This is a genomic window from Lactiplantibacillus paraplantarum (assembly GCF_003641145.1).
In the GTDB taxonomy this organism is placed as follows: domain Bacteria; phylum Bacillota; class Bacilli; order Lactobacillales; family Lactobacillaceae; genus Lactiplantibacillus; species Lactiplantibacillus paraplantarum.
Genome location: NZ_CP032744.1, coordinates 512,531 through 528,055, shown reverse-complemented (window position 1 = coordinate 528,055; position 15,525 = coordinate 512,531). Strand labels below are relative to the sequence as shown.

Below are 15,525 nucleotides of genomic sequence, written 5' to 3'. Positions count from 1 at the left end.
CTACCGATCCTTTCGCATTGTAAATAACGGTTGCTCGTACTCAACAGTGGCGTTATCGGCAACTAGTACGGCCGTTAACGTCCCATCAGCCGGGCTGACCAACGGATTGAACAACTTCATACTCTCAATCTGACCAAGTTCTTGGCCAGCAGTCAGTGCTTGGCCGACCTTTAAATCTGGCGCTAAGTGAACCACCCCGACCATCGGACTAGGCAGGGTAACGACCTCATCCGCCACTGGTTCAGCAACGCTAGCAGGTGCTGTAGGAGTAGCTGAACTAGGCGTGGGTTTAGTAACTTCAATCTCTAAATCGCCCGCTTTAACGCGAATGTGCTGATATCCTTGCCGCGCGTATTTCTCAACTAATCGATCCAAATCTTTTAATTCCATCTTCACACCCCTACTTCTTGATCACGACTGAACCGTACGCCAGTCCACCACCGAACGCCGTTAACAACACTGGTCCCGTTAACGATTCAAAGACACTGGCCAACGCCATCGCTACCCCAGCCGAAGAGGTATTACCATAGTAATCAACATTATGGGGAAACTTCGTCATTGGTAATGTTAAGTTAGCCGCAATTTTTTCGATAATTCGCAAATTAGCTTGATGACAGATCACATATTGTAAATCAGTCGGCGCCAACTGTGCGTTCTTAATGATACCGCGCATTTGCTCTGGAACGACCGTCGTGGCAAACTGAAAAACATCGCGACCAGCTTGATAAAATGCGTCCGTTTGCGGATAGTTCGTTGCGGCCACTTCAGTAATCGGCCGAACCCGTCCAGAGTGGATGACCGTCGCATTGCCTTGCGACTGCAACTTTTCAGCAATAATACTATTTTCATCCGGATCGGTCGTGGCCTGTAATAGCGCCCCACCAGCACCATCACCAAAGAAAACAGCTGCTGTTCGGTCTTGAAAATCCATCATTTTAGAATTAACTTCCGCACTGATTACCATCACATTTTGATATTGACCGCTGCGAATAAACTTGTCAGCCGTTGCCAATCCAAACGTAAAGCCCGCACAGGCCGCACTAAGATCGAATGCAAATGCATTATCGGCACCAATATTCGCTTGCACTAAACAAGCCGTGGCGGGCGTCAACGCGTCGGGCGTAATCGTTGTCACCAAAATCAAATCAATGGTACGCGTGTCTAAGCCACTTTTTTGTAGTAGCTGTTGCGCGACCTGCGTTGCCAAATCGGATGTATTTTCATCATTCATCGCATAATGCCGTGTCTTAATCCCGGTATGTGCTTGAATCCAGTCATCGCTAGTATCCATAATGGCCGCTAATTCATCATTATCGACAATTCGTGCCGGAACGTATTGTCCCATGGCGGTTAATTTTGTATAAGTTGGCATTTTTAGACCCCCGCTACTTTCCGTTTCAATTAGTTTAATTCTATCAATAAAAGCATGCTGGTCAAAGTTTCCAGTCGGATTTTTGGTAAATCCTTAGAAACCTAGCCATACCGAAAGAACAGTGGTGCCTGCAACTAACACCACTGCTCCTAGTAACTCTGTTAATGCTTATCTGGTGCCATAAAACCATTCTTAGCCAACAATGGCATCACATCGACTTGCTTATCAGTGGGAACTTTCTGAGCAAATACTTTTAGTCCCGCCGCTTGTAACGCGTACAGTGCTCGCGCTTCATCTTGGCCGATTGCAATGGCATTTGTGACCATGACCATTCCCGTTGAAAAGGCTAAACTGCCGATATCAACACCCGTTTGACTAAAATCAAGCCCACCAGCAACTAAACGGGCCATATTCTGCGGTGTATCCGTTAAGATTAGCGGTTTAACGCCATCAAATAACGGGTCCTGATAAATTTCAATCATTTTATCAACTGTGATGACGTTAGCTCTGACACCCGGTGGCGCTGCTTGAACAATCAAGATTTTACGAAGCGCATCCTGTGCAACTTCATCTGAGACGACCAGAATGCGGTTAGGGCTAACACTCTTCGTCCATACCGTTGCAACTTGTCCGTGAAGTAACCGGCTATCGATGCGGGCTAATCGAATCTCCATCGTCATAGCGGGTCATCTTCTCCATCATCTTGCAATAACGTTAGATGTTTGATTCCAATCTTACCGGTCTCTTCAAGATGAGCAATAACTTCATCAATCGGCTTGTCACGAACAGTATAAGCCTCAATCAACATTGGCAAGTTCAATCCTGTAATCAGTCCCATGCGATCCGTATGCTCGGCAACGATGCGACTAGCTGCATTAAACGGTGAACCGCCCCACAGGTCAACTAAAAACAAAACTTGGTCATCCGCATCAAAATGAGCAACCGCGGCTGCCAGCTTATTCGTTAAATCATTCGGTTCTTCGTCTAACTGGAATGTGACAGTCTGAACCTTATCTTGTTTGCCAAAAATCATATAGGATGAATCTACGACACCTTGCGCAAAACTCCCATGACTGACAACGACAAATGCTAACATCTACTTTCCCTCCTCAGTCTATTAAACGCACCCAATAAAATACATGCAAGAAGCATGCCAAGTTAGTGTATCAATGCACCATAACCTTAGCTTGATGGGTTTCCAACAACTGCACAATATAATAGTTTTCGGCATCTGAGAAGGTTAACTGTAGTTGATTTGTCAACTGCTGATTTGCTTGTTGGACAACTGGGTACCACTTGGATGCCATAATATCAGGCATCTCTTCGGCCGGTGCTGAAATCTCATCTTTAATGGCAGTTCGCTCTAACGCGCCCGCTAAGTGCATAATCAAATCAATGCGAAAGGCGTTCGTCATTGCACCATCTAAATGTGTCGCGATCACTTCACTATATTGCCACAAAACCCCCGTCAACTTCTTCGGATTTAGGAACGTAAAGTAATCACCTAGATAACGTTCGCAAAGTTCTGGGGTCAGTTGCTGACTCTCTTCTGCCATAGTCTGGGGTGAGTCGATCCCCGTAGCTAATTGATCAATGAACTTTTCGCCGCCACCTTGAAGTAATTCTTCTAACGAGATAAATGGCACATCTAAGTCAGGTTTCGTAATTCCAGTTGCTGCAATAATCTGATAACTTTGGCTGATCTGCTGCAACCGTGTCTTCATTTCGACTACCGAGATTGGAAAGACTGTGATGCCCTCAATAAAGTTTTGTGCTAATAAACTATCCAGAATAGTCTTAATACGTTCCGCCGTCCCAACACCGGTCGCGCAAATCGCAATAATGGCTCGCTGGGTGGTCTTATCTGTAGCCAGCGCGGGCTTAACCGTTGCGCGCTGATTATCCGTTGGTAGATTACGTGAGATCCGGGAATAACCCTTAAAACCAACGAGTTCCTGATACATTGAATCTAAATCACTATCTACCAGACTTGCTTTACGAACTGCTTCTAAAACGACTGGAGTCGTCACCATATCAATCGTCCGCGTTGCAATGCCAGTCTCTTGTTGGATACGGTCACCAAAGGTCGTCAACGATCCCATATCAACTAATAATAAAATTCCTTTGCCAGAATCAAGCTTTTCAACCCGTTGTTTCACATGATCATAGGCAACACTGGGATCCATATCAAGTGGCATATCAAAAGCCTGAATATCATAATCGTCCAATAATTGACCCACGACCTGCGCCATTGAAGAGGCTGTGCTCATTCCATGTGCCGCCACAAGCACGCCAACTTTACCATTAAGTTGCATCGACTTTAGCGAAATCAATAAAATTGCTAGGTAATACACTTCAGACTTGGGAATCGGCAAGTGATAGCGCTCTTCCAATCCTTGTTTGAGCGTTTCAGCTGCTTTGATTTCAGCTGGATATTCACGCACCATGGCTAACATATCTGAACTCATCTGTCGCATGGGTTTGCCTGCCTGAATCCGCTTGATAAAGGAACTGACGTGTAAACTCACGGCATAAATAAAATTATCTTTGAAATTATATCCCAGCATATCTTGAATCGTCATCTGGGCCGTTTTGGTAAAATCGATGACGTCCTGATCAACGATTTCGGCCAACTTGTTTTCTGGCGAAACCGCTAACTGATTTTGTTTGTAAAATGATTTTAAATGTAAGTTAATATCGGTCGTAATAAACCGATTAATGTGTTCTTTATCAAGGCCTTCTCGTCGTAACAGCGAAGCTTTATCACCGATGATCTCATATAAATTATATGGTAATTCATAATTATCATTCTTATTACGAAGTGGTGTTGGTCCATCATTCGGCTTCACAATAAGTACTGGATCCAACAACTCAGAAATTGCGCCTAACTCATGGCGATTGGAAGCAACCGTCATGAGCCCACTACGAATGTTTTGTGGTAAATCATCCATCGTAATCGTAATTTCACTATCATTTTCAATACTATTGACAAAACCTTGAGCACATACCAGCTGAATATTTGATTTTAATTGGCCAACGTTCCCAAATGTGACTGAACCAAGCAAAGCCTGAACCACGTCCTCGGTTAACCGAATCTGTTTATTAATCCGGTTAGCTTCTAGTGACAGTAACGCCTTCAATAATTCCAGACGTTCTTTAGCTGAGCGATGATTAAATGCCGGTAACTGAATCGTAATCGGAATCCGCCGAACGAACGTCTGCAATAACGTACTTTCTGGATCTTCCGTCGTGGCACAGACGAGTCGAACATTAGCATGGTGACTCTTGGCCGTCTCTCCTAGCCGCGAGTATGTCCCATGATCCATGAAGTAAAAAATCATTTCTTGGCCTTCAGGTGGTAAGCGATGCACTTCATCTAAGAACAACATGCCGCCGTCAGCTTCTTGAATTAAACCGTCCTTGTCTTCATTGGCACCAGTAAAGGAACCTTTAACGTAACCAAATAAATGCGACATCAGCAATTCTGGGTTATGCGCATAGTCCGCACAGTTAAAAGTGATCAGGCCTTGCGGATCCGTCAACACTTGTTGCGTCTCAGCGAAACGATACATGGCGTTTGCAAAGTAAGTTTTGCCAGAACCAGTTGGCCCGATGATCAGCGTATTCAGCCCCCGTGGTGGATAAAGGATAGCTGCTTTTGCCTGTTCTACCTGATTAGCAAGGCTTTCATGCGAACCAATCATGTTTGCAAAAATATCATTAGCAGCCGGTTTAGGCGCCGTTGTCGTCGCAGCCATAGTCGTCATTCGCTTTGGCAACGTTGCATTCGCTATGTCACTAGTGCTGGTCACCGGTGTCGATGTAATATCATCGGCTGGTACATAGTGGACAGGCCGTCCCATCAGTTTGTGTAATTGGCCTTCCCGAACCAGCGCATTTAGTTCCTTGCTAACATTTGAACGCGCTATCATTAAAGCGGTCGCTACCATTTCTGTCGTCAGCCCGTGTCGATCACTATGTTGACGGACGTATTCACAAATCTTAGATTTTCTGGTCAACTTCGCCACTCCCGTTCTGTTATGCGTCATAATCCTAATTATTCTTAATACTACCACATAGTGTATTGATACACTACGTATTTTCCCGCTATGTAAACAAAAAAGCTACCAAATTGGTAGCCCTTTTGATCTCATTTTAAATAATTATCCTGATTTTTTCCTTTAAATGCTCGTTTTAATACTTGGAAAAATGTTAATGAACGAACAATCTTATCCGGTTTCACATATTTTCTAATTGCACGTAACACTCGCTTAGGATCCTTAGATGAGAAAGCATACATGCCATTTTTCTTAGTCTTCAACGCGTAACGCGGAATCCAACGCCCTTTGAACATTACTGATACCACAACTGTATCTACTTCTGCCCAGGGAATCTGAATATAATTACGGACATTACGATCGTCGTAAAATTCAAATCCTTTATCTCCAACCATAATTTGACCATAATCAGTCAATCCCAAGTGTGAATTACCTTTGATTACCAAATCAACTTTTGTGTTTAGCGATTGAACCATTCGAATTACTCCATTTCTATTCCGGTTAGTCTAGCCTCAATTATAAAGTGTCTTTTCATATTAAGCAAAATTAGAATTGATTGCCTTACAATCAGTAAACCACTTTTAGAAATCTAAGTATAAAAATAGATGAACTCCGAAGAGTCCATCTAAATTTATCAATGAGCTTCGCTAAAAACATCAAAGTTCAGATTGAAGACTTCAATAATTATTAATTGCAGTTTACATTACACCAAGAACATGCATGATAACACCAAAGGCGAAGAGGCCGAAGATGATGATGATTGGTGAAACTTTCTTCTTTAATAACCACATTGACAAGAAGGTGATTAACAAGGCAGCTAAACCAGGAATTAATTGATTTAAGTTATCTTGTAAAGTCGTAACTTTGTACTTGTCGAGTGAACGACCAGCAGCTTGTTGGGTCAAGGCTTCCTTGATACCAGCGGCACCCTTTGGTAACTTGTCCCAATCAATATAAGCACCGGCACTTTGTTTGATCGTTGAAACCTTAACCGGGCTAAAGTCAACAACAACCCACCGTTCGATCAAAGCAGGCAAGATGAACATACCTAAAATCGAAGCACCCTTAGTGATGTCTTGTAAGATACCACCAGATAAGTCTTCAGTAATCTTAGAACCGGCTTTGTAACCGAATTCTTGTGTATACCACATAAATCCTAAACGAATTACGTTCCAAACAACGAAGTATAGGATTGGACCCATGATGCTACCACCCAAAGCAAGGGAAGCGGCTAAGGCACCAATAATTGGCTTCAACGTGAACCAGAACACTGGATCACCAACACCAGCCAAAGGCCCCATCATACCAACTTTAACCCCTTGAATCGTAACATCATCAATTGGGGCCCCATTGGCACGTTCTTCTTCCAAGGCCATCGTAACACCAATGATTGGTGATGCAACGTATGGATGAGTGTTAAAGAATTCCAAGTGACGCTTCAATGCAGCAGCACGGTCTTCTTTAGTTGTGTATAACTTTTTAAGGACTGGGATTAAAGTAAATGCCCAGCCACCATTTTGCATACGTTCGTAGTTCCATGAACCTTGAAGGAAGTTAGAACGCATCCAAACCTTAATACGATCACTTTTAGTAATTTGTACTTTATTATCAGCCATTTTCTTGCCCTCCTTCGTTAGTATTTATCGATAATATCGCCGACAGGATCACCAGTGTTAGAACCACCGCCATTACCAGAACCGCCCATCTTAGAAAGGTTCAAGTAAATAAGAGCCATGGCAACACCAATTGCACCAAGTCCGATAAGTGTAATTTCACTAACAGCAGCTAACACGAAACCTAAAGCGAAGAATGGCCACATTTCGCGGGAAGCCATCATGTTGATAACCATTGCGTAACCAACGGCAACAACCATACCACCACCGATTGATAAACCATCAGTTAACCATGCAGGCATAGCATTCAACATCGTCTTAACAGGGCCAGCACCAACGGCTAAGATCAAAGCAGCTGGAATGGCAATCCGCAACCCTTGCATACAAATGGCAACAATGTGCCAGAATTCAAGTTTACCGAAACTACCTTCTTCGGCAGCACGGTCCATGATATGAACAATAATAGTTGCAATCGTACGTGCAAGAATGGTTAAAAGTAACCCAGCAACGGCCAAAGGAACGGCAATTGCAATGGCTGAAGAAACCCCGGCACGACCTTGGCCACCTAAAACTAAGATAATTGCGGATGCAATGGCAGCTAAAGCGGCATCAGGAGCAACGGCGGCACCAACGTTTGACCAACCTAACGCGATCATTTGTAGGCTACCACCTAAAATAATACATGGTACTAATTGACCAGTAACTAATCCGATCAGCGCACATGCAACAACTGGTTGATGGAAATGGAATTCATCCAAAATACCTTCCATACCAGCTAAAAATGCTACGAGTACGACTAAAATCATTTGAATTGCATTCAAATTCATGATTTAATCCTCCATTTTCTTCTGATAGTTATCTATACTACTTTTGTTCATTCAACATGTTTTGAGCTTTTTTCAGGATATTATCCATATTATCCTTACTATCTGAAGGAACTTTCCGAACATCAAATTCGACGCCGTCTTGTTCCAACTTCTTGTAAGTATCAATATCATCTTGATCAAAAGCTAAAACTTTGTTTGGTTGAACTTTACCAACTGAGTGCGCCATTGAACCAATGTTCAAAGTCTTGATTGGCACGCCACCTTCAATTGCACGTAATGCATCTTGTGGGGTTTCAAATAAGACAAGGGCCTTTTGACCGCCAAAGTGCTTGTCATCTTTAGCAATCTTAATCATTTGATCAATTGGAATAACATGCGCATGTACACCTGCTGGTGCAGCTTGCTTAATCATGTTCGAACGTAAATCATCCTTAGCAACACTATCGGAAACAACGATGATCCGGGTTGGGTTAACCGTCTTACTCCAAGCAGTGGCAACTTGCCCATGCAAGAGTCGTGAGTCGATCCGCGCTAAACCATATTCCAACGTCCCTGGACGACCAGCGTTATTGTTAGTCGTGGCAGCGGCAGCAACCTTTTCTTCCTTAGGTGCTAATGCTTCAGGACGAACCTTCACGCCATCCTTAGCAGTTTCAATGATATGAGTGGCAATTTCGTGTGCCGAATCCATTGAAAGCCGTGAAGCATACGCTTCAATTAACATTGGCAAGTTCAAACCGGCAACGATTGCCCATTTGTCCTTGTGTGCTTCAAACAAGCCGTTAACTTGATTGAATGGTGTCCCGCCCCAAAGGTCGACTAAGAATAAGACTTGCTCTTGATCGTCGAATGAAGCAATGGCTTTTTCCAACTTAGCCTTGATGTCGTCAGGGCCTTCGCTAGGCATCAACGTAACGGCTTGAACGTTTTCTTGTTCGCCGAAAATCATTGATCCAGATTGATAGATGCCTTTAGCGAATTCGCCGTGACTAGCAATGATAATGCTTACCATCTTTGTACCTCCTATTTTTTCGTTACAGTCATATAAAACGAATAAATAATATCTAAATTGCCTGTAACTATTTATGTTTTTGATACTGTAAGCGCAATCTTTTTCGCACTCACTAATATACATGCAAATTCCGTGCCAAAATACACTAACGATGAAAGCCCTTATTTCAGGCCTAAGATTGATACACTAAAGTAATACAGTATTAAAATAATTGTTTTGTGTGTCAAATAGCGTATTTTTAAAACAAAATTATGAAACAGTAACTAATGTTAACTATGGTATTAAATTCTTAATAACTTAGTGCCCGCCGGCCATTCAATTGCCACATTGCTTCAAACGCTTGATTATCCATTCGACTGTGTTGACCATGCCAGGGATCATTGTAGCTAACAGTCGTTGCTGTATACCCGGTAAGCGTCACCGTATGACTCGCAAAGCCATCTAGTCCCTGAACCCAAGCAACTACCGGATGGCCTTTAGCGAGCTGCACTTTAAGTCGTTGCAGACTCACTCCACTGAAATCTTCAGCAGATGGCAAATAGTGGCGGATCGTTGGTAACAAGCCTTGGGGGTAGATGTAAAGCCCAATACCATCAGCCGAAGCAGGATTACCAACAAAACCAGTATTAGGATTCGAACTGCGAGGCACTTGGCTGGCAAACTGTTCCTTACTAATGTTAACACCGGCATACTGTAACATCATGGTGGTCGCTGTCATCTCACATCCCGTTGGTAACTCCGGTAGCTGGTCAATCAGTGGCACCCTCAGCTGAACCGACGCCGTATTGGCTGGTCTTAGCTGACTAGCGGCTATCCAGCCACTCTGCTGACGACCATTATGCACGTAGTAAAAGCGCTGACGACGCACGTTGCGATAAATATCAGCCTGCTCAGTACGCGTCCACTGTGTATGCTGGTGATACTTTAAATGTAAATTAACACGCAATTGGGCACGCTGATGACGCACGACGGTTAAATGGTAACCGACACCGTTCTGACTATTCGTCTGATAGACCCGTGGCTGCACCACCTGAATTCCTGTAATCGGATAAGTCGTTACGGCCGCTTGTGCGGGGTAAACCAACCCACTAACAAGCAATCCGCCCACTAAGATACCCCACCATCTACTCATTCTAATCAATGATTGATCCTCACCTTCTCTTAATATCGTAATCAGTCGATTAACCGTTTTCATTATAATGCTGGTAATCGTGAGATTAAACAATAAGGTCCGGCAAATTTGGTGAACATAGTTGAAGTAGTTGCAAAAAAGCAAGTCTGGAATAATATAGTCAGTCGAATTTACCATAGCAAAAAAAGAATCGATCCATCAAGGCTTAGGCCTATCGGATCGATTCTTACATTCGTTAGTGCGGCCAAGAAGATTCGAACTTCCACCGGGTTAACCCCGACAAGATCCTTAATCTTGCGCGTCTGCCAATTCCGCCATGGCCGCATCACAACTCACAAAAAACATCATAACAAAATTTTGCGAGTCTGACAAGCTTATTTTAAGATTTTTGTACTTTTACCCCAGTTGCATCCATTGGCAATAGGAATAATTGGCCGTTGAGTGTTGTATCTTGGCCTAATTGTGCTTGCAACGTAGCGAGTTGACCGTAATCACCCAACGTAATCACCGTCGGCCCAGCACCACTCAAATAAGTCCCCGTTAATCCCAGGGCGTGGGCATGGTCTCTAACCGTTTGTAGTGCTGGCACTAACTTAGCCCGATACTGTTCATGGAACTGGTCCTGTTCCAACAGCGGTAACGCCACGTCCCAATTTTGAGTCGCTAAAGCGGCTACTAACGTATTAGCCACACTACTGCCAGTAATGGCTTGGTGATACGTCAATTCAGTTGGCAACGCTTGGCGGCTAGCCACCGTTAATAATGGCTCGTTCGGTACGTAGACACTTGCAAAAAGCGTCGGTAGCGGTAACTTCACCGCGCGGACGCGTTCGTCAGTGTACGTCGCCACGACCAAACCACCTAACAAAGCCGGTGCCACATTATCTGGGTGCCCCTCCAATTGAGTAGCAACTTCCAGTAGCTCAGCAGAAGAGCGCGGTGCGCCGGTCAATTCGTTAGCCAGCACTAAGCCGGCTACGATGGCCGTCGAGCTACTACCCAATCCGCGCGCCAATGGAATTTTAGAAGCCATCTGTAGATGCTGTGGATGTAAATCTGGTACCAAATGTAACGCCGTTTTAATAATTAAATTGCGTTCATCCGTCGGCACATCCGCCCCAAAGGGATGGTCAATCTGCCAATGGTCACTAGGTTGTAAGACTTGTAACGTCAATTGCATATCTAGTGCTAGACCGATTGAGTCAAATCCAGGGCCAAGGTTGGCGGAAGTTGCGGGAACTGAGATTGTTAGCATGACTTACCTCACCTACGCATTCTTCAAAACTTTATAACTCGCTAATAGTTGCATATTCTCTTGCTCACCGATTTCACGAGTGATGTCGGCTAACTGTTGATCATTCATAGCATGGGTAATGATCACAACACGCGCGTTGCCGTCACCTAATTGGTTTTGAATAATCCGGCTGAACGAAACTTCTGCGCGCGTCATAATTGCTGTCAATTTCATCATCATCCCTGGGACATCCCGCATCCTCAAGGCAATAAAGTGAGGATACACGACATCTTCAGGTGTTGCTAAGACTGTCTCCTGGCGATAAGAGTTAAACGTATTGCCAGTCGTATTCAGCGCAATATTTTTTGCAACCGTTGTAATATCACTCAGCACACTGTTAGCAGTTGGGAGTTCCCCAGCGCCGGGACCGTAAAACATCGTGTTCCCCACAGCCGTTCCAGTCACCATCACGGCATTATTTTCATTTTGCACCGTAGCAAGTGGGTGTTGATCAGAGACGAGCACGGGACCCACCGATACCGCAATGCGATCATCAATTTCTTCCGCAATCCCGAGTAATTTAATCGTATACCCAAGCTGGTGAGCTTCCGCGATATCCTCTGGGCTGATTTTTGTAATTCCCTGCACTTGAACGTGGTCGAGGGACAGACTCATCCCAAAGGCAAACTGCGTTAAGATAATCATCTTGAACGCCGCATCAAGACCTTCGACATCATTAGTGGGATCACTTTCGGCAAACCCCAAGTCTTGTGCTGAACTCAAGGCCTGGTCATACGACCAATGCTTAGTCAGCATCTGCGTCATGATGTAATTAGTGGTCCCGTTGACGATTCCCATGACCCGTTGAATCCGGTCAGCAGCGAAACTATTATCAATCGTCCGTAAGATTGGAATCCCACCAGCAACACTCGCTTCATAGAACAGGTCGCGATGATTTTCACGCGCAATCTGAACCAACTCCCGGCCATATTGCGCAATCAAGTCCTTATTGGCCGTCACCACGTGTTTGCCAGCTTTCAAGGCTTGCGTAATATATTCCTTCGCCGGATGAATCGACCCCATCACTTCGACCATAATTTGAATGGACGGATCATCAAGCAGGGTCGCGATTTGGTCGGTCATCTGAACGTCCCCCAAATCAACTTGTTCGTGCTTTTTCAAGTTGTGGACAACTACGCAGGCTAGTTCCAACTTACGACCGGTAATTTCTGAAATCTTTTCCTGATGCGCTTGAAGCATTTTAACAACGCCGGTCCCGACTGTGCCTAGTCCGACCACACCAATTTTAATCGTTTCCATCTTAATCCCTCCATATCAATAGTTAAGCTAATTCTATCGGAAGCGTCCCACTTTAGCAAACCTTTTCAGACTAACTTAATTGGTCCCCGGCAGCGGCCACAAGAATAGCGCTGCGTATCCATTCGCCGCTTGCGATAATAACGCTGCCCACACTGTTGGCATTCGTATATATACCGGTAAGCTGAAGTCGCCGGGTGCTTAGGTGCCGGGGCATAGCGCGAACCGCCCACCTGAGCGAGTAACCGTTTAAATTCCACATCACGATGTCGATAACCCCGCTTAGTCAAATGTAAATGATAATGACACAATTCATGCTTGATGACGCCAATCAAGGTGGCCTCATCAAAATCAGTCAGCATCTTCGGATTGATATCAATATCATGCGAGGCCAACTGATAACGACCACCCGTCGTTCGTAACCGGGCATTAAAATAAGCGCGGTGCTGGAATGGACGGTGAAAATCACGCATGGAAATGGTCGCAACGAGCTGCTGTAACTCTAAATCAGTCATTATGCTTCAGCCGGTGCAATCATCGTTAAGGCGATGCGCTGCCGCTGTTCATCAACTTCTTCGACCCACACCGTCACGATGTCGCCAACGGCCACCGCCTGACGCGGATCTTTCAAGAATTTATCCGTTAGTTTGGAGACGTGCACGAGGCCGTCTTGCTTGACGCCAATATCCACAAACGCCCCAAAGTCGACCACGTTGCGTACGGTTCCTTGCAGCTGCATTCCTGGTTTTAGATCACTCATCTTTAAAACGTCTTGCCGGAGTAACGGTGCGGGCATCGTATCACGAACATCACGCCCGGGCTTTTGCAAACTACTAATAATATCCTTTAAGGTCAGTTCACCGACACCGGTGCTGGTCGCAAGTTGCGCTAAATCTAATTGATTCAACTGTTGGGCTTTAGTCGTCCCAACGTCCGCCGTCTTTAATCCAGCCGCTGCCAATAACGCTTTGGCTGCGGGATAACTTTCTGGATGAATATCCGTGTTATCAAAAACATTCTTGCCGTCAATGATTCGCAGGAAGCCGACCGCTTGTTCATAAGCTTTCGGTCCCAACCGCGGCACTTTTTTCAATTGTGGTCGGCTCGTGAACTCGCCATTTTCATCCCGATAAGTAATCACATTTTGGGCAATCGTGCTGGATAGCCCCGAAATATGCGTCAATAGCTCCGAACTAGCGGTATTCAAATTGACCCCAACTTGGTTAACCGCGGTCTCAATCACCGTATCCAGCTGCGTCGTCAGTTCTTTTTGAGGAACATCGTGTTGATATTGCCCGACTCCGACTGACTTCGGATCGATTTTGATCAATTCTGCCAGTGGGTCTTGTAGTCGCCGGCCGATGCTGATCGCACTACGTTGTTCAACGTGTAGCTCAGGAAATTCAGCGCGCGCCTTAGCACTAGCAGAGTACACGGAAGCCCCAGCTTCGTTCACGATGACATAATACACTGGCCGACTCATCGTCTTCAACACCTGTGCCACAAACTCCTCAGACTCCCGGGAAGCCGTCCCGTTACCAATCGCAATCATTTCAACATGATACTTCTCCAAAAAGGCTTTAAACTCACCCGCAGCAGCTTCCCGTTTGGCGGTTGAGGCTGGTTTGTGTGGATAAATCACAAGCTTATCTAAGAACTTACCATTCGCGTCCATCACGGCTAATTTACACCCCGTCCGGTAAGCAGGGTCAAACCCTAAGACCACGCGGCCCTTTAATGGCGCCTGCATCAACAAGTGGTACAAATTATCGCCAAAGACTCTGATGGCCTGTTCATTGGCAGCCGCACTCAACTCGTTGCGAAGTTCGCGTTCGATAGCTGGGCCAATAAAGCGTTTGTAGGCATCCTGATAAGCGGCTTCTACTAGTTCAACCGCCGGGCCGTGGTGTTGACCAATAAAGCGAAAATGACAATACCGGTCAATTCCCGCACGATCAACATCAATGCTGACTTTCAATACTTTTTCGGTTTCCCCACGGTTGATGGCCAGTACCCGGTACGGCACCATCTGCTTGATGGGACTATTAAAATCATAATATTGTTGATAAACACCTTGTTCATCGGCTACTTTACCCTTGGGTTTAACTTTTGCGACTAGTAAGCCCCGGTCGCGAGTATAATTCCGGACCCAATTCCGTAAACCAGCATTATCACCAAAAGCCTCGGCCAAGATTTCATGTGCGCCAGCTAATGCCGCGTCCGTGTTAGTGATGTCCTGTTCTTCATTAATAAATTGAGTTGCGTGTTCCTGAATACCACTTGCTGGAAAACGCAATAGCCAGGCCGCCAACGGTTCCAAGCCAGCGTCCTTAGCAATCGTTGCCTTCGTCCGCCGCTTTTGTTTGTACGGCAAATATAAGTCTTCAACGTCTTGTAACTTCTCAGCTTGTTCAATGGCTTGCTTTAAAGCCGGCGTCAAGTGGTCCTGTTCAGCAATCAACTTCATCACATCCGCCTTACGACTCTCTAGACTCGCAAGCCGATCATAGTTATCTTTGATTTCGCGAATTTCAACTTCATCTAAGTTACCGGTACGTTCCTTTCGATACCGTGCGATAAACGGCACCGTGTTACCTTCGTCCATGAGTCCAAGCACCGCTTTAATCTGTTGCGGTTTAAACTTCGTCAGGGCTTGATCAACTAACGTTAAAATCTGATTATCCATTATTTCACCCAATCTTTTAATCTCGTTACATTACATTATACGCGTTTTAACCTAGTTTCCGTGTTGAACCACTATTGAAAAATTACACTGACCGCGCCAACTTAACCTAGTAGCATCGCCAGCGCCGGTTCGATCCACTGATAACTCAGTTACAACAACTAGCTTACGACCAAATCTTAGCAATCGGCAATTCGCACCTGACAATAAAGCGCCCCGTAACGCGTAAACGTTACCGAGCGCTTCATTAGTGATCCAGGACAATCAAGCTTAGCCA

The 15,525-nt window shown here is 45.0% G+C and carries 14 protein-coding genes and 1 tRNA gene; all 15 read right to left on the bottom strand.

Translation table 11 applies throughout. The annotated features are described in order from the left end of the window. Window positions 1-390 (bottom strand): acetyl-CoA carboxylase biotin carboxyl carrier protein, encoded by a 390-nt coding sequence (locus tag LP667_RS02485; RefSeq protein WP_021731268.1) that lies wholly within the window; start codon window positions 388-390, stop codon window positions 1-3. A 10-nt stretch (window positions 391-400) separates the two neighbouring features. Continuing rightward, on the bottom strand, window positions 401-1,372 hold the full coding sequence (locus LP667_RS02480) for a ketoacyl-ACP synthase III (protein WP_021731269.1): 972 nt from the start codon (window positions 1,370-1,372) through the stop codon (window positions 401-403). Window positions 1,373-1,533: 161 nt separating this feature from the next. Beyond that, the gene (locus LP667_RS02475) at window positions 1,534-2,052 is read right to left on the bottom strand and encodes a PTS sugar transporter subunit IIB (RefSeq protein WP_021731270.1); all 519 of its coding nucleotides are present in this window, start codon (window positions 2,050-2,052) and stop codon (window positions 1,534-1,536) included. Continuing rightward, window positions 2,049-2,468, bottom strand: a complete 420-nt coding sequence (locus tag LP667_RS02470; protein WP_021731271.1) for a PTS sugar transporter subunit IIA — start codon at window positions 2,466-2,468, stop codon at window positions 2,049-2,051. Before LP667_RS02470 ends, LP667_RS02475 begins: the two co-directional genes overlap by 4 nt. Before the next feature lie 70 nt (window positions 2,469-2,538). Further along, window positions 2,539-5,391 carry a sigma-54-dependent transcriptional regulator gene (locus tag LP667_RS02465; protein ID WP_021731272.1) on the bottom strand — a complete coding sequence of 951 codons (2,853 nt, stop codon included), beginning with the start codon at window positions 5,389-5,391 and terminating at the stop codon, window positions 2,539-2,541. Window positions 5,392-5,522: 131 nt separating this feature from the next. After that, the gene (locus tag LP667_RS02460) at window positions 5,523-5,906 is read right to left on the bottom strand and encodes a DUF956 family protein (protein ID WP_021731273.1); all 384 of its coding nucleotides are present in this window, start codon (window positions 5,904-5,906) and stop codon (window positions 5,523-5,525) included. A gap of 222 nt (window positions 5,907-6,128) precedes the next feature. Next, the gene (locus tag LP667_RS02455; protein ID WP_021731274.1) at window positions 6,129-7,046 is read right to left on the bottom strand and encodes a PTS system mannose/fructose/sorbose family transporter subunit IID; all 918 of its coding nucleotides are present in this window, start codon (window positions 7,044-7,046) and stop codon (window positions 6,129-6,131) included. 17 nt (window positions 7,047-7,063) lie between these two features. Further along, window positions 7,064-7,870: a PTS mannose/fructose/sorbose transporter subunit IIC gene (locus tag LP667_RS02450; protein ID WP_021731275.1), complete on the bottom strand. Its 807-nt coding sequence runs from the start codon at window positions 7,868-7,870 to the stop codon at window positions 7,064-7,066. Window positions 7,871-7,907: 37 nt separating this feature from the next. Beyond that, complete coding sequence (locus tag LP667_RS02445; RefSeq protein WP_021731276.1) at window positions 7,908-8,882, bottom strand: mannose/fructose/sorbose PTS transporter subunit IIA; 975 nt, start codon at window positions 8,880-8,882, stop codon at window positions 7,908-7,910. Window positions 8,883-9,171: 289 nt separating this feature from the next. Further along, window positions 9,172-10,023, bottom strand: a complete 852-nt coding sequence (locus LP667_RS02440) for a C39 family peptidase (protein ID WP_033609412.1) — start codon at window positions 10,021-10,023, stop codon at window positions 9,172-9,174. Window positions 10,024-10,253: 230 nt separating this feature from the next. Beyond that, window positions 10,254-10,338, bottom strand: a tRNA-Leu gene (locus tag LP667_RS02435). Window positions 10,339-10,393: 55 nt separating this feature from the next. After that, complete coding sequence (gene thrB / locus LP667_RS02430; protein WP_056988358.1) at window positions 10,394-11,269, bottom strand: homoserine kinase; 876 nt, start codon at window positions 11,267-11,269, stop codon at window positions 10,394-10,396. A gap of 12 nt (window positions 11,270-11,281) precedes the next feature. Continuing rightward, on the bottom strand, window positions 11,282-12,568 hold the full coding sequence (locus LP667_RS02425; RefSeq protein ID WP_021730984.1) for a homoserine dehydrogenase: 1,287 nt from the start codon (window positions 12,566-12,568) through the stop codon (window positions 11,282-11,284). 65 nt (window positions 12,569-12,633) lie between these two features. Beyond that, window positions 12,634-13,080, bottom strand: a complete 447-nt coding sequence (locus tag LP667_RS02420; RefSeq protein WP_021730985.1) for a SprT family protein — start codon at window positions 13,078-13,080, stop codon at window positions 12,634-12,636. After that, complete coding sequence (locus LP667_RS02415) at window positions 13,080-15,251, bottom strand: Tex family protein (RefSeq protein WP_021730986.1); 2,172 nt, start codon at window positions 15,249-15,251, stop codon at window positions 13,080-13,082. Before LP667_RS02415 ends, LP667_RS02420 begins: the two co-directional genes overlap by 1 nt. Window positions 15,252-15,525 lie beyond the last annotated feature (274 nt).